The 19331-nt window shown below is 70.5% G+C and carries 14 protein-coding genes; 10 read left to right on the top strand and 4 right to left on the bottom strand.

All coding sequences use genetic code 11. The features are described from left to right. The first annotated feature begins 128 nt into the window (after positions 1-128). Genes ACVTJA_RS17670 through ACVTJA_RS17660 form a run of 3 tightly spaced genes read left to right on the top strand, consistent with a single transcriptional unit; the run spans position 129 to position 6811 of the window. A complete protein-coding gene (locus ACVTJA_RS17670; RefSeq protein ID WP_465840429.1) occupies positions 129-4829 on the top strand; it encodes an ELWxxDGT repeat protein in 4701 nt (1566 codons plus the stop codon). Between the two features lie 58 nt (positions 4830-4887). Then, the gene (locus ACVTJA_RS17665; protein ID WP_465837579.1) at positions 4888-5913 is read left to right on the top strand and encodes an SPFH domain-containing protein; all 1026 of its coding nucleotides are present in this window, start codon (positions 4888-4890) and stop codon (positions 5911-5913) included. Further along, complete coding sequence (locus tag ACVTJA_RS17660) at positions 5906-6811, top strand: SPFH domain-containing protein (RefSeq protein ID WP_465837577.1); 906 nt, start codon at positions 5906-5908, stop codon at positions 6809-6811. The genes ACVTJA_RS17665 and ACVTJA_RS17660 overlap by 8 nt, the downstream gene beginning before the upstream one ends. Before the next feature lie 105 nt (positions 6812-6916). Here ACVTJA_RS17660 and ACVTJA_RS17655 read toward each other — a convergent pair whose 3' ends face one another. Next, the gene (locus ACVTJA_RS17655) at positions 6917-8317 is read right to left on the bottom strand and encodes a pyridoxal phosphate-dependent decarboxylase family protein (RefSeq protein WP_465837575.1); all 1401 of its coding nucleotides are present in this window, start codon (positions 8315-8317) and stop codon (positions 6917-6919) included. 80 nt (positions 8318-8397) lie between these two features. Here ACVTJA_RS17655 and ACVTJA_RS17650 point away from each other — a divergent pair, with 80 nt between their 5' ends. Next, entirely contained in the window at positions 8398-8625 is a 228-nt protein-coding gene (locus tag ACVTJA_RS17650; protein ID WP_465837574.1) for an amphi-Trp domain-containing protein, read from the top strand. Between the two features lie 4 nt (positions 8626-8629). Here ACVTJA_RS17650 and ACVTJA_RS17645 read toward each other — a convergent pair whose 3' ends face one another. Continuing rightward, entirely contained in the window at positions 8630-10201 is a 1572-nt protein-coding gene (locus tag ACVTJA_RS17645; RefSeq protein ID WP_465837573.1) for a methyl-accepting chemotaxis protein, read from the bottom strand. A 258-nt stretch (positions 10202-10459) separates the two neighbouring features. Here ACVTJA_RS17645 and ACVTJA_RS17640 point away from each other — a divergent pair, with 258 nt between their 5' ends. Both ACVTJA_RS17640 and ACVTJA_RS17635 read left to right on the top strand, forming a co-directional pair. Next, positions 10460-10831, top strand: a complete 372-nt coding sequence (locus tag ACVTJA_RS17640) for an NADH-quinone oxidoreductase subunit A (protein ID WP_465837571.1) — start codon at positions 10460-10462, stop codon at positions 10829-10831. Positions 10832-10837: 6 nt separating this feature from the next. Further along, positions 10838-11401, top strand: coding sequence for an NADH-quinone oxidoreductase subunit B (locus ACVTJA_RS17635; RefSeq protein WP_163996993.1), 564 nt, complete (start codon positions 10838-10840; stop codon positions 11399-11401). Positions 11402-11507: 106 nt separating this feature from the next. On the opposite strand, the gene ACVTJA_RS17630 is transcribed toward ACVTJA_RS17635, so the two are convergent. Both ACVTJA_RS17630 and ACVTJA_RS17625 read right to left on the bottom strand, forming a co-directional pair. Continuing rightward, on the bottom strand, positions 11508-11900 hold the full coding sequence (locus tag ACVTJA_RS17630; RefSeq protein ID WP_465837569.1) for a PaaI family thioesterase: 393 nt from the start codon (positions 11898-11900) through the stop codon (positions 11508-11510). Then, on the bottom strand, positions 11866-14043 hold the full coding sequence (locus ACVTJA_RS17625; RefSeq protein WP_465837567.1) for a sulfatase-like hydrolase/transferase: 2178 nt from the start codon (positions 14041-14043) through the stop codon (positions 11866-11868). Before ACVTJA_RS17625 ends, ACVTJA_RS17630 begins: the two co-directional genes overlap by 35 nt. A gap of 109 nt (positions 14044-14152) precedes the next feature. Here ACVTJA_RS17625 and ACVTJA_RS17620 point away from each other — a divergent pair, with 109 nt between their 5' ends. The 4 genes from ACVTJA_RS17620 (at position 14153) to ACVTJA_RS17605 (ending at position 19331) form a co-directional block, all read left to right on the top strand. Continuing rightward, positions 14153-15463: an adenylate/guanylate cyclase domain-containing protein gene (locus tag ACVTJA_RS17620; protein ID WP_465837565.1), complete on the top strand. Its 1311-nt coding sequence runs from the start codon at positions 14153-14155 to the stop codon at positions 15461-15463. Positions 15464-15645: 182 nt separating this feature from the next. Next, positions 15646-16164 (top strand): NADH-quinone oxidoreductase subunit C, encoded by a 519-nt coding sequence (locus tag ACVTJA_RS17615; protein WP_465840427.1) that lies wholly within the window; start codon positions 15646-15648, stop codon positions 16162-16164. A gap of 36 nt (positions 16165-16200) precedes the next feature. Then, a complete protein-coding gene (gene nuoD / locus ACVTJA_RS17610; RefSeq protein WP_465837563.1) occupies positions 16201-17454 on the top strand; it encodes an NADH dehydrogenase (quinone) subunit D in 1254 nt (417 codons plus the stop codon). Further along, positions 17451-19331 (top strand): NADH-quinone oxidoreductase subunit G, encoded by a 1881-nt coding sequence (locus ACVTJA_RS17605; protein ID WP_465837561.1) that lies wholly within the window; start codon positions 17451-17453, stop codon positions 19329-19331. Before nuoD ends, ACVTJA_RS17605 begins: the two co-directional genes overlap by 4 nt.

The following is a 19331-nucleotide window of genomic DNA, read 5'->3' as shown; positions in this document are numbered from 1 at the left end:
TCTACATCCACCTGCTCGGGCAGTCCGGCTCCGAGCTGTGGCGCACCGACGGCACAGCTGCCGGCACACGCATCGTCCGCGCCACCCCGTGGCCGACCTCCAGCAACTGCACGCCGAATAATTTCGCCGTGTCGCGTGGGCTGCTCTTCTTCAATGCTCGTTCCGGAGCCGGCTGCGAGCTGTGGAGAAGTGATGGTACCGAGGCGGGCACGCTGCTCGTCCGGGACATCAACACGGGCTCGTCCGACTCCTTGCCCACGGGCCTGGTGGATGTGCAGGGCACGCTCTACTTCGCGGCCCAGTCGAGCTCCATCGGCCGCGAGCTGTGGAAGAGCGACGGCACCGACAAGGGCACGGTGCTCGTGAGGGACGTGTGGCCCGGCTCGAATGGGTCGGCGCCGGCGGAGCTCGTCGCGTCGGGCTCGCGGCTCTTCTTCACGGCCAATGTCAGCATCCAGCGACAGCTGTGGCGAAGCGACGGCACGGAGGCGACGACCGAGGCCCTCCGCAGCGTGCGCAGGCAGACAGAGTCCTCCTCACCCATGAGCCTCGTGGAGCTGGGTGGCATCCTCCACTTCACCGCCGACGATGGCATCAGCAACACCGAGCCCTGGCGCACCGACGGCACGTCCGAGGGCACCTCGCTGCTGAAGGACGTGCGGGTGGGATTTGAAGGCTCCCTTCCGAACCTGCTCGTCAAGGCGGGAGGAAAGCTCTTCTTCCGCGCCCACGGTTCGACGGGCGGCCACACCCTGTGGGTGAGTGACGGCACGCCGGAAGGCACCCGGATGGTGAAGGACATCCACCCGGTGGAGAACATGTCGGCCTTCACGCAGATATGGGCGGTGGGAGACCGCGTCTACTTCGACGGCAATGACGGGGTGTCTGGCGCGGAGCTGTGGACGAGCGACGGCACGCCCGAGGGGACGCGGCTCGTGAAGGACCTCCAGCCCGGAGCCACGGGCTCGTCGCTCTCCAACCTCGTCCAGGTGGGGGACACGGTCTACTTCGTGGCGGACGACGGCACGCACGGACCCGACCTGTGGCGCACCGACGGCACCGGGGAAGGCACGCGGCGGGTGCGCGAGAGCGTCCCCGGGAACACCGGCTTCGCGCCCTCCGGGCTCACACGCATGGGAGACCTGCTGTACTTCACGGCCTCGGATTCCGCCCACGGCCGCGAGCTGTGGAAGAGCGATGGCACCGAGGTGGGCACGCAGCTCGTCGCGGACCTGACGCCGGGCGCCACGGGCACGACCGTGTCTGGCCTCACCGCCTGGAATGGCGCGCTCTACTTCTTCACCGGCTCGTGGGGCGACACGCTCTGGCGGACGGATGGAACGGCGGCCGGCACGGTCAAGGTGCACGCCGGCTCGGACTACCCCACCCACTACGCCTTCTACGGGAGCCGCCTGCTGCCCGTGGGCAGACAGCTCTTCTTCAGCGCCGCCGATGCCGAGCATGGCGCGGAGCTGTGGAGGACGGACGGCACCGCGGAGGGCACGGTGCTCATCAAGGACATCGCTCCAGGGACACAGAGCTCGCGGCCCCGGTACATGGTGGCCGCGCGCGGGCGGGTCTGGTTCGTGGCCAACGATGGAGCGCACGGCCAGGAACTGTGGGTGAGCGACGGAACCGAGGCCGGCACGGTGATGGTGGCGGACCTGGCCCCGGGCGCCTGGACTTCTTCTCCGTGGAGGCTCACCGTGGCGGGAGACCGGCTGTACTTCAGCGCGGACGACGGCACATCGGGCTGGGAGCTGTGGAGCCTCGTGCTCCCCTCTCCGCTCGACACCACGCCCCCCACGCTGACGTGCCCGGCCACCGTCATCGCCGAGGCCACCAGCGCCAGCGGCGCGGCGGTGGAGTATCCGCTCGCGACGGTGGTGGATGACGGCACTCTCGAGCCCACGGTGAGCTACACGCATCCGCGAGGAAGCACCTTCCCCCTGGGCACCACGCACGTGGGCGTCACGGCGAAGGACGACGAAGGCAACACGGCCTCGTGCAGCTTCGACGTCACGGTGCGGGACAGCACGCCGCCCTCCTTCACCTGCCCGGCGGACATCACCGCCGAGGTCGTCACCGCGCAGAGCGCCATCGTGGAGTACCCGCCCGCGGTGGTCTCCGACGCCGTCACGCCCGCGCAGGGCATCGGCGTCTTCTACAGCCCCGCGAGCGGGTACCGCTTTCCCCTGGGCACGACGCTCGTCACCGCGACGGCCACGGACGAAGCGGGCAACAGGACCACCTGTACCTTCAACGTCACGGTGGTGCCGAGACAGCTCGCCCTCGCCTGTGATGACCCCACGTATACCGAGGCCACCAGTCCCGCCGGTGCCCTCGTGTACCTCGAACCGGGCATCGTCCGGCTCACCGACGGCAGCTTCCCGTATCCGCGGACGGTGACCTTCACGCCCGCCTCGGGCTCGCGGTTCCCGAAGGGCTTCACCCCCGCCAGGGCGGACGTGGTGGACAGCCAGGGCGGCACGGGCTCCTGCACGTTCCGCGTGGAGGTGCGCGACACGACGCCGCCGGTGATTACGTGCGAGTCGTTCATGGGGACCGAGGCCACCAGCAGCGCGGGCGCCGTCGTCGACATTCCGGAGCCCACGTGGCAGGACGCCGCGTCGAATACCGTGACGTTCAGCTACTGGCCGGCGCCTGGCTCCACCTTCCCTCTGGGAGTCACCTTCCGCCAGGCCTCCGCCACGGATGAGTCGGGCAACGTCAGCCAGTTCTGCACCACGTTCGTCGTCGTGCAGGACACCACGCCGCCCGCCGTGAGCTGCCCTGGAAACATCGCCGTGGAGGCCACCGGACCGGACGGCGCCACGGTGACGTACGCGGCGCCCGTGGCGACGGACGCAGTCACGACCTCGCCGACGCTGTCGGCCTCGCATGCCTCCGGGAGCGTCTTCCCCGTGGGCACCACGCACGTCACCGTCACCGCGACGGACACGGCGAACAACACCGGCACGTGCGGCTTCGACGTCACCGTGCAGCCGAGGCCGCCTCCGCCCGCCATCACCTGCCCCGCGGACGTGATGGCCGAGGCCACCGGCCCGAGCGGCGCCACCGTCATGTACCCGGCCGCGACGGCCTCTGACGGCCGGCCGCCCATGTCGGTGACGTACAGTCAGGAGTCGGGCACGGTGTTCTCCGTGGGCACCACGTCCGTCACCGCCACCGCGCGGGACGCGGAGGAGCGCACCGCGTCCTGCAGCTTCAACGTCACGGTGCGCGACACCACGCCTCCGGAGCTGACGTGCCCTGCGGACATGACCGTCACTGCCACCGGTGGAGGCAGCGCGGAGGTGTTCTATCCGCCCGCCACCGTATCGGACACGGTGACGCCCGCGTCCGCGCTGACGGTGTTCTTCAGCCCGCTGTCCGGCTCGCGCTTCTCCCTGGGCACATCGACCGTCAACGTCACGGCCACGGACCTTGCGGGCAACGCGGCCACCTGCTCCTTCACCGTCACCGTGGTGCCGAGACCGCTCGCCATCACCTGCCCGAATGACGAGGTGGTGGAGGCCACCAGCCCCAACGGCGCCATCGTCGACTACGGCCCGGCGCTCGTCACTGACGGCTATCCGCCGTACACGGTGACGTACAGCCAGGCGACGGGCACCCCGTTCCCGAGGGGCACCACCACCGTCACCGCCACCGCGCGTGACAGCCAGGATGGCGGCGGCTCCTGCAGCTTCACCGTCACGGTGCGCGACACGACGCCGCCCGTCCTCACCTGCGAGTCCTTCTTCGCGGTGGAGGCCACCAGCAGCGCGGGCGCCGTGGCCGACGTGCCAGCGGCGACGTGGACCGATGCCGCGTCCACTTCCGTGGAGCTCACCTACTCGCCCACTCCCGGCTCCACCTTCCCGCTCGGCCCCACGCCGCGCACCGGCACCGCGAAGGATGAAGCAGGCAACGTCAGCAACACCTGCACCACGTTCGTCGTCGTGCAGGACACCACGCCGCCGGCAGTGAGCTGCCCGGGGAACATCGGCATTGAGGCCACCGGACCGGACGGCGCCACGGTGACGTACGCGGCGCCCGTCGCGACGGATGCCGTCACCGCCGCGCCCGCGCTGTCCGCGAGCCACGCTTCCGGCAGCGTCTTCCCCGTCGGCGTCACGCACGTCACCATCACCACGAAGGACGCGGCGGGAAATACCGGCACGTGCGGCTTTGACATCACCGTGCAGCCGAGGCCGCCTCCGCCCGCCATCACCTGCCCTGTGGACGTCGTGGTCGAGGCCACCAGCCCCAACGGCGCCACCGCCACGTACGCGGCCGCGAGCGCCACGGACGGCCGCCTCCCGGTGTCGGTGACGTACAGCCACGCGTCCGGCGAGGATTTCCCCGTGGGCACCACGTCCATCACCGCCACGGCCCGGGATGCGGAGGACCGCACCGCGTCCTGCACCTTCACCGTCACGGTGCGCGACACCACGGCGCCCGCCATCACCTGCCCCACGGATGTCTCCGTCCGGGTGGGCCCGGACAAGCCCACCACGGTGGAGCTCCCCTCCGCCACCGCCGAGGACGCGGTGTCCTCGCCAACGGTGACGTCGACGCCGGCCTCCGGCTCCGAGTTCCCGGTGGGCACCACGCCGGTGACGATGACGGCCACGGATGCCGCGGGCAACAGCGCCTCGTGTGCCTTCCAGGTGACGGTGAGCCGGCGCAAGCCGGTGTCCGTGCCGGCGCCGGAAGAGGCCTCGCTCGGGTGCAGCACCGGCTCGGGCGCGTCGGCGGGGCTGGCCTGGAGTCCCCTGCTGCTGCTCGCCTGCCTGGCCTGGCGCCGCAACGCGAAGCGGAGCTGAAGAGGGCTTCGAGGGGGGCTGTCGGGGGCGGCGCCAGGGCCTGCTACGCTGCGGGGCCATGGAACCGACAGACCCTGAAGTGGTGACGTTCGCCCAGGGACTCTTCAACGGAGTGCTCCTGGGCGCACTCACTTATCTCTTCGTGCGCTACGTGCTGGGCGGGCTCTTCACCGTCGACCAGAACGTGCGCGCGGTGAAGGTGCGGCTGGGCCGCGCCGAGCGCCTCGGCGCCAACCTCACCAACCGCGACGGCCCGCTCTCCGAGGGGCTCGCCCGCACCGACGAGGAGCGCTACGTCTATCCGCAGCTCCGCGTCATCTCCTCCGGCGGCCCGTACTTCAAGTGGCCGTGGGAGCAGGTGCGCAAGGTCTCCGTCGCCACGCAGACGCTCAACATGGCCTTCGACCCGGAGTCACCCGAGGCCAACCAGGGCGGCACCGTGGTGGACGCCGTCACCAAGGACCAGCTCAACACCGGCCTCACCGGGCAAATTCGCTACCGCGTCTCGGAGAAGAACCTCTACGCGTACCTCTTCGGCGTGAAGAATCCGGTGGCCCACGTCATGGGCTTCTTCATCTCCATCCTCCGCCAGCGCATCGCCAACTTCGAGGCGCCGCCCGCCGCGCGCGACGACAACAGCCTGGAGGCCAGCGTCGTCTCCGGCGTGTCCATCAATGACTTGCGGAAGAACCTGAGGGACCTCAACGAGCACATGGTCCACGAGTGCCGCGGCAGCGAGGCGCGCTACGGCGTGGTGCTGGAGGCGTCGCTCATCACCGGCATCGACCCGCCGCAGGAGGTGGAGAGCGCGCTGGCCGCCATCAACACCGCGCACAACCACGTCTCCAGCGACATCAGCCTCGCGCAGGCCTCCGCGGACCAGAAAATCGTCCAGAGCCGCCGCGCGGTGGAAATCGAAACGCTGAAGGCGCAGGCGGAGGTGGAGCCCCTCGTCGCCATCTCCAACGAGCTGGCCCTGCTCAAGCGCAGCGGGCCGGGCGCGCTCCAGGCGTACCTGCGCAACATCCGGCTCGGGCTGTATCAGAAAGCCCAGGCGGTGCTGATGGGGGTGAAGCATGGTTAGCACGCTGGTGGGTGCCATCATCGGCTTCTTCGGCATGGCCATCGGCCTGCCCGTCTTCTTCTCGCTGCTACGGCTGTTCGGCTTCTACGCCATCGTCCAGGAGCGCACCTGCCGGGTGTACGTGCTGTTCGGCTCGGTGGTGTGCACGCTGGACGAGCCCGGCCTCCACTTCCTGTGGCCGAAGCTCGGGTGGAAGGCGCTCATCGTCAACCTCGTGGGCCGCTGCCACGTCGTGGACCTGCGACTGGACCAGCAGTACCTGCGCAGCCAGGCGGTGAACTCCGAGGAGGGCGCGCCGATGGGCATCGGCATCTGGTACGAGATGTACGTCTCGGACCCGAAGCGCTTCCTCTTCGAGAACGCGGACCCGCGCGGCAGCCTCGCGGCCAACGTGAGCAACGCCGCCGTGCGCTGTCTGTCCAACATGAAGCTGTCCGCCATGCTGGAGACGCGGCACGAGATGAGCCGCACCGTGCGCGCCGAGGTGAGCCCCCAGAGCCACGAGTGGGGCTACAAGCTGGGCAGCGTCTACGTGCGCAAGGTGCACTTCCGCGACGCGCAGATGATTCGGCAGATTGAAGAGAAGGTCGTCAACCGGCTGCGGCAGGTGACGAGCGCCATCCGCCAGGACGGCGCCAACCAGGTGAGCATCATCACCAGCACCGCCGAGCGACAGAGCGCCGTGGAGTTCGCCCGCGCCGCCGCGCTGCGCCCCCAGATTGTCGGCGCCGCGCTGAAGAAGATTGGCGAGGACCCCGAGGTGCTGGAGGCCACCTTCGAGTTGCTGGAGACGCAGCGCTTGCTGGAGAGCGGCGCGCAGCTCACGCTACTCCCCGACGGCCAGCGCACCGAGCTGCTCACCCAGCTCATCGCGGCGCGCACGGGGACCCGCCCGTAGCGCACGGGCGGGCCATGAGCCCGCGAGCCCCGGTATCAGGCTCGCGGGCCCTGGCGGATTACCGCGCCGTCTTCGCGGCGGTGAGCATGTCCGTCACCGGGAAGCTCAGAACAACTCCCCGGCGGCGGCGAGCACTTCCGCCACCACCGTGTCCACGTCCTCGGGCGAGGTGCGGTGATTGACAAAGCAGGCGCGCAGCACGAAGCGCCCGTGCAGCGTGGCATTGGAGAGATAGGCACGGCCGCGCGCGTTGATGCGAGCCATCAACCGCGCGTTGAACGCATCACGCTCCGCCTCGGGAACGCTGCCCGCGTAGCGGAAGCACACCGCGCTCAGGTTCGCGGGTGCAAGCAATTCCAGGGTGGGCGCGGCGCGGATGAGTGATTCCATGCGCCGCGCGTTCTCCACGTCGCGGCGGATGGCTTCCCGGAACGCCGCGAGGCCGTGGTAGCGCACGGAGAGCCATACCTTCAGCGCACGGGCGCGGCGGGAGAGTTCCATCGACTCGTCGAAGAAGGCGAAGCCCTCCACCGCGTCGGCGTTCATCGTGCGCACGTAGTCACCGCTGAAGGAGAAGGCCTTGCGCGCGGCGCCCGCATCGCGGAACAGGAGCACGCCGCAGTCCGCCGGCTGGTAGAGCCACTTGTGCGCGTCCATGGAGAGCGAGTCCGCCAGGGACATGCCCTCGAACTTCTCAGGCAGGGACATGGCGGCGAGCGCCCCATAGGCACCGTCCACGTGCATCCACAGGCCGTGCGCGCGAGCGATGCGTGACACCTCGGGCAGCGGGTCCACCGCGCCGGTGTTGACGGTGCCCGCGGTGGCCACCACCGCCAGCGGGCGCCGACCGGCCGCGAGGTCCTCGGCGATGGCGCGCTCCAGCAACTCGGGGCGCATGCGCCACGCGGAGTCGACGGGAATCAGCCGCAGGTTCTTCCGCCCCAGGCCAAGCAGCGCCATCGCCTTGGGAATGGACATGTGCACTTCGGACGAGGCGTACACCACGCCGGAGGGCGAGCCCTCCTCGTTCGCGGGAGCCACGGCCTCGCGAGCCATGGCCAGGGCCATGAGGTTGGCCGCCGAGCCGCCGCCCGTGAGGCTGCCGGTGAAGCCCTCACAGCCCACCGCGCGCGCCAGGCTCCGCACCACCGAGCGCTCCAGGCTCACAATCGTGGGCGCGGAGCGCCACGCGGTGACGTTCTGGTTGATGACGCTGGCCACGTAGTCACCGAGCACGCCCACCGGCTCACCCGAGCCGAACACATACGCGAGGAAGCGCCCGTTGCCCGCGCGCGAGCCGTCCATGACCGGCTTCAGCAACTCCAACGCCGCGTCCTGCAATCCCACCTCGGGAAGGCCGTCCGCGAACAGCGCCTCCGTGGCGGCGCCCGTGGTGGCGGGAGCGATGCGCCGCGAGTCCAATCCCGAGAGCCACTGCTCCGCGAGAGACGAAATCCGGTCGGCGAGGCGGCGGAACTGCGCGGGAGTCACATCCAGGGCGCTCATGGTGCGCGCACGCTAACGCCCGAAGCCCTCTCGGTGAATGGCCATGCATGCACGGGCCACATCGCTGGCAGGATGAGGCCATGGCCAAGAAACGTCCCGACCGAGACCTGGAGAAGACCTACCCGCGCAAGGATTTCGTCGCGAAGCTGCGGCGACTGGCGGATGCCCTTGAAGCCGGCAAGGCCTTCAGCATCCAGATTGCCGGAGAGCGCCTGCACATCCCCGCCAGCGCGCACTTCAACATCGAGCACGAGCGCGAGGGCGGCCTGGACGAGGTGGAGTTCCAGGTGCGCTGGCAGCGAGAGTGAGTCGCTAGCTCCGCGTCGTCTTGAAGCGGCTGGTGACGGCCGTCAGCCCCTCGGCCACGGCCTGCAGGTCCTGAGCGATGCGGGTGGTGCGCCCCGTGGCGTCCACTCCCTGTTTCACCAACTCCGCCACGTTGCGCGCGCCCTGCACGGCCTGTTCGCTGGACTGGCGCTGCTGCCGCGTGGCGATGGTGATTTGGCGGGCCGCCTCGCTGGTCCCGCGCGCCAGCTCGACGATGCGCTGGAACACGGAGGAGGCCTGCTCGGCCACCTCCACGCCACGGTCGCTGGTGGCCATGCCCACGCGCGCCTTGGCCGCCGCCTCCTCACCCGAGTCCTGCACCTTCTCCACGATGCGGGCGATGTCGCGCGCGGACGCGGACACGTTCTCCGCCAGCTTGCGCATCTCCGCGGCCACCAGCGAGAAGCCGCGCCCCACCTCGCCCGCCTTGGTGCCCTCCAGCGCCGCGTTCAGCGCGAGCAGGTCCGAGCGCTCCGCCACCTGATTGATGACCTGCGCAATCTTGGAGACCTGCTGGAGGTCCTGGTTGAGGCCGACAATCGCGTCGGCCACGCCCTTGGACTCGGTGCGGATGTCGTTGATGCCGGCCACCACCTGCGCCACCACGGCCATGGCCTCGGCCACCGCTTCATGCGTGCGGCGCGCGGCGGACTCCACCACCTCGGTGGAGCTGGAAATCTGCTCGGCCGTGCGGCTCAGCTCCTCGAACGTCGCGGCAATCTGCTGCGCGTACGCGGCCTGCTGGCTGATGACGTGCTCCTGGTCCGCGGACGCGCCCAACAGCCCGCGCGACGCACCGGAGAGCTGCTCCGTCCGCGACACCAGCTCCATCACCGTGCCGCGCAGCGTGCCGAGCATCTGGTTGAAGGACTGCGCCATGAGCCGCACCTCGCCCGTGGCCGGCACGTCCAGTTCCCCGCGCGACATGTCCCCGCGCGACAAATCTCGCACCACCTCCGTCACGCGCGACACGGGCTCGACGATGTTGCGGCCGATGACCAGCGCCAGGAGCAGGCCGCCCAACAGCGCGCCCAACAGTCCCCCCAGCGCGGAGCCGCGCAGCTCCGTCCCCGTCGACAGCGCATCCTCCACGCCGAAGCTCGCCACGTAGGTGAGGCCGCCGCTCGCGCAGCGCACCACCACCTCACCGCGCGCCATCGAGGGGGTCGTCACGCAGCCTTCCGGGGGCACCGAGCCCGGCTCCTTCACCTTGGGAGGCGGAGCCAGGGGAATGTGCTCGTACACCACGGTGCCGTCCGGGCGGAGCAGCCCCTGGTAGTGCACCGTGAAGCCCCTGCGCCCGTCCACGGGGCTGGGCGACTCGAGCCGGCTGAACACCACGCCCAGCGCCTGCTTGTCCGGAGCGCTCTCCGCCGCGAGCAGCACCGGGTGCTGCGCCATCAGCAGCCCCACCACCCGCACGCGCTTCTCCAGCAGGTCCAGGGTGACGTCACGCTGCTGGGCGGGGAAGTACACCAACGAGAAGAGGACCACCGCGAGGCAGGGCACCAGCACCGCGATGGCCACCTGCATCCGCAAGCTGAGCCGGCCCCACATGCCTTGTCGTCTCCCCTCTAGTGGTGATCCACGCCGGAACGGGCGTCCAGGGACGGTAGGCGGGTGTCCGCGGAGCGTCAAACGGGGCCCCCGCCTCCCCTGTGCACGAGCGGACGGGCGCTGGCGGGCCGGGGCGCCCGGGGGAGGAGCCGGGCCGACAAGCTCCGCTTTTCGCCGTCATCTCAAGGGGTTGGAGGGCCGCCCCGGGGGAGTTTCCCTTTGACATGGCGCGGCCGGTGTCATTAGGTTCCGCGCGCGATGACTCCCACTCCACTCTCGCCGTACCTGCCCCTGGCAGTGGTGCTGCTGCTGGCCGGCGGCATGGCGATGCTCATTCCCCAGATCACCACCCGTCTGGGGCCCCGGCGTCCGAGCGCCATCAAGTCCACCAGCTTCGAGGCCGGCTCCGAGTCGAGCGGCCCGGCGCGCCAGCGCTTCGCGGTGAAGTTCTACGTCGTGGCGCTACTGTTCATCGTGTTCGACGTCGAAGCGGTGTTCCTCTACCCCTGGGCGGTCAACTTCAAGTGGCTGGGCTGGTTCGGGTACGTGGAGATGCTGATCTTCGCGGTGACGCTCGTCGTGGGCCTCATCTACATCTGGAAGAAGGGCGCCCTGGACTGGGAGAGCTGAGACATCATGGCTGACACCGACATTGCTCCTGTACTGGCGACCCGCCGCGACGAGGCCATGGGCTTCTTCCAGCGCATGGTCTCCAAGGGCCTGGGCTGGGCTCGCAAGTACTCCCTCTTCACCTACCCGTACGCCACCGCCTGCTGCGGCATGGAGTACATGTCCGTGGCGGCCAGCCGTCACGACATCTCGCGCTTCGGCGCCGAGTTCCCCCGCTTCTCGCCGCGCCAGGCGGACCTGCTCATGGTGGTGGGCACCATCAACCTGAAGCAGGCCCCCATCCTCAAGCGCGTCTACGAGCAGATGGCCGAGCCCAAGTGGGTGGTGGCCTTCGGCGTCTGCGCGTCGTCCGGCGGCTTCTACGACAACTACGCGGTGCTCCAGGGCATCGACCGCATCATCCCGGTGGACGTCTACATCCCCGGCTGCCCGCCGCGCCCCGAGCAGGTGCTCGACGGCCTGATGCTGCTCCAGGACAAGATTGGCAACCAGGTCCACCGCATCGCGGACCGCGAGCAGCCGAACCCCACGGCCGCCCGGCACGACCTGCTGCTGTCCATGGGCAAGTAGCGAAGCTTTCACGCGCCCCACGCGCGGTAGTGACAGGGCCCCGCGTGCCTCCCCTCGAAAGAGCGGAGGCGCCGGGGCCCTGGCTTTTCCAGCGCGAGCGCGCCGTCTACCAGCGGTGGTACGCGGGGTGGCCGGGCTTCACCGCGACGAAGGTGCCGCGGCAGGTGGCCGTCACCTTCCCGCCCGCGGTGAGCGTGCCTTCAATCACCGCGCGGTCGTCCTGAATCTCGACTGGCTTCGCCTCCAGGTGCACCGGCCCGGACATGGGCGTGGGGCGCTTGAGGGTAATCGCGTAGTCGGCGGTGACGGTGCAGGGCGGGGACTCCGCGCCCTGCGCCTTCATGAGGTGGTACGCGGCCGTCCAGTTGCAGTGGCAGTCCAGCAGCGCGCCGATGATGCCGCCGTTGAGGACGCCGGGGAACGCCTGGTGGTGCTCCAGGGGCGTCCAGTCCGCGACTACGAGGTCACCCTCCGCGCGGCTGCGGATTCGCAGGCCCATCGGGTTGGCCGGCCCGCAGCCGAAGCAGCTGTTGTGGGGGGCGTAGCGTTCCTGGAGGCTCGGTGTGTCTGGGGTCGTCGACATGGCCCGCCACCTTACGCCAGCCGCCCTCCGGCGTAAGGCCCTGCACGGAGTCCAGCCACGCCTCCAGCGCATGGGCGTCCAGGCCCTCACAGTCGCCCTCGCACGTGCGGAGCACGCTTCCGTCCGCGCGTGGACGGTCCACCCACCAGCGCTTCCCGTCGAAGGCGCCGCGGTCCTTCTCGCGGAGGATGGCCGCGTGGGCCTCCTCGCCCATCTCCACCACGCCGTCGGGGCGGATGCGGTACGCGTCGAAGGCGCGCGGCGCGCCGGGCCAGTGCCCCGCGTCGAAGACCTCGGGCAGCACGTGGGTGAAGCCCGTCTCCGCGTAGAGCGGCAGCGTCGCCCGCGTTCCGCCGCGCAAGAGTGGCGCCAGCGTCGCGCCGTCCGCCTCTGGCAGCGCGGGCAGGCCGGACAAGTCCAGCAGCGTGGGGCCCACGTCCACCAGACGCACCAGCGCATCCACCACCGCCGGCCCGGTGCCCCGACCCTTCGAAGGCTTCACGGCCAGCAGCACGCGGTACTCCTCGTCGGACAGCCGCGCGCCGTGCACGGGCGTTGCGCCCGCGAGGTCCGGCCGGTCCGCGTGGAAGCTCTCGCCGTGGTCCGACAGCAGGACGATGAGCGCGTCGTCGTAGCGCCCGCTGCGCCTGAGCGCGTCCAGCACCTCGCCCACCTGCGCGTCGGCCTGCGCGAGCAGCTCGTCGTACAGCGCCTCCGCGCCCTCGCGGCGCCACCCGCCCTTCGCGCCCGGCGTCACCGGGGCGAAGTGCATGCGCAGGCGGCGCTCCAGCGGCTCGGAGGCCGGCACGAAGCGCCGGTAGAAGGGGTGCACCGGGTCACCCGGGAAGTGCGCGGCGGTGGCGTGGAAGGCGAACAGCGTGGGGCCCTGGCGGGACTCGTCCACCAGCCGGGAGGCGAGCCGCTCCGCGTAGCCCATCGGGTCGTGGATGCCGGCCAGCGCGCGGTTGTCGATGAACTCGGGCACCCACGCCGCCCCGAGCGCGTGGTCCGCGAAGACACCCAGCGCGCGGTAGCGAAGCTTCTCCAGGAGGAAGTTCACCGCGCCGCGAGGCGGCTGCAAGCGCGTGGCGAAGCCGGATGCCGGCCCCTCGAAGTGGAAGCGCGAGCAGTCCGTGGCGAACATCGTGCGCCAGCCCGCCTGGGCGAACGACTGCGGGAAGGTGGGCTGCAGGCGCATCCGCGAGTCCGCCGTCAGCGCGTAGCGCACGCCCGTCGTGTGGGGCCACCGCGCGGTGAGCAGCGAGCGCCACGCGGGCTCCGTCTGGGCGACGGACGTGTACGCACGGGTGAAGAGCGTGGCGTCCTCCAGGAAGCGCTCCACGTGCGGCGCCACCTCGCCCGTGCCGCCCTGCGACTTCAGCCGGTCCGGCCGGAAGGCGTCGATGCCGATGACCACCACCAGCGGATGCCGGGCCTCCCCTGCTCCCCACCGCCCCGCCCCGGCGAAGGCCAGCGCGCAGATGCCCGCCACCGCCGCCCCCACCGCCAGCCGGCGCCTCGGGACGCCGGAGCGCGTCACGAAGAGCACGCCGTGCAGCAGCAGCCACGCCCCCGCCGCCGCTCGCGGATGCCAGGGCTGCCCGTGCTCCACCAGCCACGCCAGCAGCGGCCGCACCGCGGGCAGGTCATCGAAGAGGGCGGGACGGGAGATGGCATGTCCCCATGCCAGCAGCCCCAGCAGCACCAGCCCCTCGCCCAGCTCCATCAGCACCCGCCGCCCCAGGCCCCACGCCCGCGCCCCGAGACCCGCCCCTTCCACCGGCCCCCACGCCCGCGCCAGCACGAAGGCCGCCAGCGCCAGCACCGCCCCCGTCGCCGCGTACACCGCCGCGACGCGAAGCAGCAGGGCCGGCACCACCGGCCGCACCGCCGCCGCCAGCGCCGCGTACGGACCCTCCACGGGGATGTCCACCCCCACCACACCCGAGCTCAGGAGAAGCCACGACTCCGCCCCGAAGAGCCCCAGTCCCAGCGCCGCGCCGGACAGCAGGCGCCACAGCAGGGGGCGGAGGGTGCCGGACAGGGAGGGGACGGACATGCGCCCGCGTCTACACCCGATGCCCGGATTGCAACAACCACGCTACGGTTGACGCATCGGCGCTTCACGAAACGTGCGTGTCGCGGGGGAGCAGGCAAGATGAGGGCGCTTGAGTGACCAACCCACCAGGCCGGGCCCGTGGGGCCAGACGGGGCGGGCCCGCCAGCTCGAGGGCAGCCAGGACTCGGTGAGCCGGGCGCTGGACGCCGAGCGCCTGCGCAATGCCCGGCAGATGTCGGCCATCCGCTTCGTGGCCGTCACCCTCCTGTTCGCCGTGTCGGCATACCTGGGCCTCTTCCGAGGCCTGGAGGACTGGGAAGTCTACCTGGAGACCTTCTCCGTCTACTGGGTGCTCACCACCGCCGTCGCCGTGGCCGTGCTCGCCACGCCCCGCGCCGCCAGGTGGGCCGGCCTCTCGCTGGCCTTCGTGGACGTGCCGGCGGTGTACTGGCTCCAGCACCTGGCCATCCCCGTGTCGCCCTCACCCGGCGGCGTGGCGGGCTTCACGCTGGGCATCTACGCCGTGCTGGTGGTGCTGGCTGCCCTGTCCCTGCGCCGCACCGTGACGCTGGTGGTGACGGCGATTGCCGTCATCGCGGAGGTGCGGCTCCAGCGCGAGGCCGGCATCGGCGTGGGGGCCCAGGTGGCCGCGCTGGTGGTGCTGGGCGTGGCCGCCGCCGGGGCCCGGCACCTGCTCAACCGCATCCGCGCCCTGTCCGCCGCCGTCTCCGAGGAGGAGCTCAAGCGCGCCCGCCTCGGCCGCTACTTCTCCCCCTGGGTGGCTGAGCACCTCCAGCACCAGGCCTCGCTCGCCCCCGAGTTGCGCGAGGTGACGGTCCTCTTCGCGGACATCCGGGACTTCACCGCCCTGAGCGAGCGCCTGCCCCCCGAGCAGGTGGTGGGCATCCTCAACGAGTACTACGGCCGCATGGTGGAGGTGGTGTTCCGCAACGGCGGCACGCTCGACAAGTTCATCGGGGACGCGCTGATGGTGTACTTCGGCGCCCCCCTGGACGACCCGGACCATGCCGCCCACGCCGTCCGCTGCGCGCTGGAGATGGTGGCGGAGCTGGAGGCCGTCAACGCCGAGCGCGCCGCCCGGGGCGCCCCCGGCCTGCGCATGGGCGTGGGCGTCCACACCGGCCTGGCCGTCCTCGGCAACATCGGCTCCGTCACCCGCCGCCTGGAGTACACCGCCATCGGCGACACGGTGAACCTGGCCAGTCGAATCGAGGGGTTGACCAAGAAGGCCGGCGTCCCCGTCCTCGTCTCCCAGGCCACCCGGGAGCGCGCCGGAGCGGGCTTCCGGTGGGAGCCCGTCACCCAGGCCCCCGTCCCCGGCAAGAGCCAGCCGGTGGCCACCTTCGTCCCCTCCCCGGCCCCCGTCCCCCTCGGTGACACGGTGGGTGCGGCGCCGTGATCCATTCCCGCACGGGAGGTCCGCACGGCCTCCTGGCTCCCGCCCGCCCAACTCGGGCTTCTGGGCCTCCTAAGTGGCCTACATGGTTGAGGGTTTACGTTGACGCCCCCCTCCGGGGGTCCTTATAACGCCGCGAATTCTTCTCCCTTCAGTCTATTGGGTTCCCCTTGAGCACTTTCGCGTTGGACAGGGTCTCCGCCCAGCTCCCAGAGGCGGTGGTGGAGCGCTATGTGGACCGGACCGGCGGCGCCTGGGCCGTGGTCCATGCGGACGCTCTTCCGAAGGTCGCGGCCTTCCTGAAGAACGACCCGGAGCTGGAGTTCAAGCTCTTCGGCTCCATCGACGCCGTGGACCGCCTGCACCTCGCGGAGAACGACCCGCGCTTCGAGGTCGTCTACTTCCTCTACTCGCTCAAGCGGAACGAGCACGTGCGCCTGAAGGTGCGCGTGGGTGAGAACGCCCCGGTGGTGCCCACGCTGTCGTCGCTCTACAAGGGCGCCAACTGGTGGGAGCGCCTCACCTTCGACTTCTACGGCATCCGCTTCGAGGGCCACCCGGACCTCCGCCGCATCCTCCTGTACGAGGAGTTCCAGGGCTACCCCCTGCGCAAGGACTACGCGCTGCGCGACCGGCAGCCGCTCATCCCCGAGCGCCCCATCAAGGACATCTTCCGCGGCCCCGGCACCAGCGGGCTCTCCTGACGCCCCGCCCGGCCCAGCGCACTTCTCGAGGACACCATGGCTGACCACGGCAAGCCCGAAGACCACGCCCCCAACCCGGACACCGACGCGTACGCCCACGAGTCGGAGCTGGAGTCCCACCTCCAGACCAAGCGCATGGTCATCAACATGGGCCCCTCTCACCCCGCCACGCACGGCACCGTGCGGCTCAAGGTGGAGCTCGAGGGTGAGACCATCGTCAAGATCGACCCGGAGATCGGCTTCCTCCACCGCGGCTTCCAGAAGAGCTGCGAGAACGTCACGTGGACGCAGTGCCTGCCCTACACGGACCGGCTCAACTACCTGTCCGCGATGATGAACAACTTCGGGTTCCTCAACGCCGTGGAGAAGCTCATCGGCCTCGAGATTCCCGAGCGCGCCAAGTACATCCGCGTCATCGGCTCCGAGGTGCACCGGCTGACGGACCACCTGACGTGCGTGGGCGCCACCGGCCTGGAGATGGGCGGCTTCGCGCCGTTCCTCCTCGCCATGGAGTTCCGCGAGCTGCTCTTTGACCGCACCGCCGAGCTGACGGGCGCCCGCCTCACCACCAGCTTCGGCCGCGTGGGTGGCATCAACCGCGACCTGCCGGACGGCTGGGTGGAGAAGCTTCGCAAGTCGCTGGACCGCGGCGAGGAGCTCATCCAGGAGATGGATGCGCTGCTCACGCGCAACCGCATCTTCGTGGACCGCACCAAGGGCACCGGCGTCATCTCCGCCGAGGACGCCATCGACTTCGGCTACACGGGCCCCGCCCTGCGCGCCTGCGGCGTCAACTATGACATCCGCAAGGCGAAGCCGTACTGGGTCTATGACCGGTTCGACTTCGACGTCCCGGTGGGCGAGCACGGCGACAACTACGACCGCTACCTCGTCCGCCTCGAGGAGATGCAGCAGTCCATCCGCATCCTGCGCCAGGCCATGGACACCATCCCCGCCGGCCCCATCATCGTGGATGACTGGCGCATCGCCCTGCCGCCCAAGCCCGAGGTCTACGGCACCATCGAGGGCGTGATGTCCCACTTCAAGCTGGTGATGGAGGGCATCCAGGTGCCCCCCGGCGAGGTCTACGACTCCACCGAGGCGTCCAACGGCGAGCTGGGCTGGTACATCGTGAGCGACGGCCGCGGCCGTCCGTACAAGGTCCACGTGCGCGCCCCGGGCTTCCCCGTCCTCGCGGCGGTGCCGCACATCATCGAAGGCAAGATGCTGGCGGACCTCATCCCCACTTTCGACACCATCAACATGATCGGCGGCGAGGTCGAGCAGTGAGCGACAACGACACGAAGAAGCCCACCGGTGATGCGCAGACGCCTCCCAAGGGCGCGCCCACCGACACCCCGGCGGCCAAGATTGGCCCCGAGCCGTCCAACCCGCCGGCAGGCGCGAAGCTCGACACGCCTCCCGCCGCCGCCAGCGGCCCCACCGGCACGCCCAAGCCGCCGCCCCCGGCCGGTCCGCCGCCCAAGCCGGCGCCCAAGAATCCGGGCTTCGTCACCTGCACCATCGACGGCAAGGAAGTCGTCGTGAAGCCGGGGACGAACATGATCGAGGCGGCCAAGACGGTCGGCTCGGAGATTCCGTACTACTGCTACCACCCGCGCCTCTCCATCGCGGCCAACTGCCGCATCTGCCTCATCGAGGCGTCCAACGCCCCCAAGCTGGTGCCCGCGTGCCAGACGCCGCTCGCCGAGGGCGTGGTCATCAAGACCACCACGCCCAAGGTGAAGGAGCAGCAGCGCGCGGTGATGGAGTTCCTGCTGCTCAACCACCCGGTCGACTGCTCCATCTGCGACCAGGCCGGTGAGTGCAAGCTGCAGGACTACTACATGAAGTACGACTACCGCCCCTCGCGCCTGGAGGGCGGCAAGACGCTGAAGAACAAGCGCAAGGTGCTGGGGCCCCGCGTCGTCCTGGACCAGGAGCGCTGCATCATGTGCACCCGCTGCGTGCGCGTGATGAACGAGGTGGCCAAGGAGCCGCAGCTCGGCGTGTTCGGCCGCGGCAGCCACGAGCGCATCGACGTGTTCCCCGGCAGCGAGCTGGACAGCAACTACTCGCTGAACACCGTGGACGTGTGCCCGGTGGGCGCGCTGCTCAGCCGCGACTTCCGCTTCAAGGCGCGCGCGTGGTTCCTGTCCGCCACCCCGTCGGTGTGCACCGGCTGCTCGCGCGGCTGCACCACCTACGCGGACTGGATGTCGCAGGACACCTACCGCTACCGCCCGCGTGAGAACGAGGCCGTCAACAAGAGCTGGATGTGCGACCAGGGCCGGCTCTCGTACAAGTACCTCAACCTGGAGCGTGCGCTCCGGCCGCAGGTGGGCCGCCGCACGGGCAAGGCCGGCGAGGCCGAGCCGGTGGTGACGCGCAAGGAGGCGGTGCAGGCCGCGGCCAAGGCGCTCAAGCCGCTGGTGGGCAGCGGGCAGCTCGCGGTGCTGGCGTCCCCGGTGGCCTCCAACGAGGACCTGCTGGCGGGCCTCACCTTCGCCAAGGCCACGCTGGGCGTGTCCACGGTGTACGTGGGCGGCCGTCCGCAGGGCGCCGCGGACCACTTCCTGATGACGGCGGACAAGAACCCCAACCGCAAGGGCCTGGAGCTCATCGCCCAGGGCCTGGGGCTGAAGCTGGAGTCCTTCGACGCGCTGTCCTCCGCGGTGGGCGCGGGCCGGGTGAAGGCGCTGTACGCCATCGGCACGGAGGTGCCGGGCGACGCGGCGGCCTTCGCGCAGGCCGTGGCCGGCCTGGAGGTCTTCGTGGCGCAGGCCTTCAACGAGTCCCCCATCACCACGCAGGCCACGGTGCTGCTGCCGGCCTCCGTGCACGTGGAGGACGAGGGCTCCTTCGTCAACCTGGACGGCATCATCCAGCGCTTCCGCAAGGCCTACCCGCCCAAGGGCGACGTGGTGCCCCACTGGCGCTGGGCCGCGGAGCTGACGCGTGAGCTGGGCGGCGAGGCCGCCTGGGCGTCCGCGCGCGACGTGTGGCGCGAGCTGGCCGGCAAGGTGGCCGCTTTCGCCGAGTTCAACTGGGACAAGGCCTCTCCGCCGGACCGGGAGAAGCCGGGCATCAACCCGCTGCCTGCTGGCGCCGACGGGCGTCCTCCGGGGTACCGCGAGTTCGGTACGCCTCGAGTGAGGGGTATGTAA

This window comes from Pyxidicoccus sp. M6, from assembly GCF_055568925.1.
This window is presented reverse-complemented; position numbering and strand designations above follow the sequence as displayed.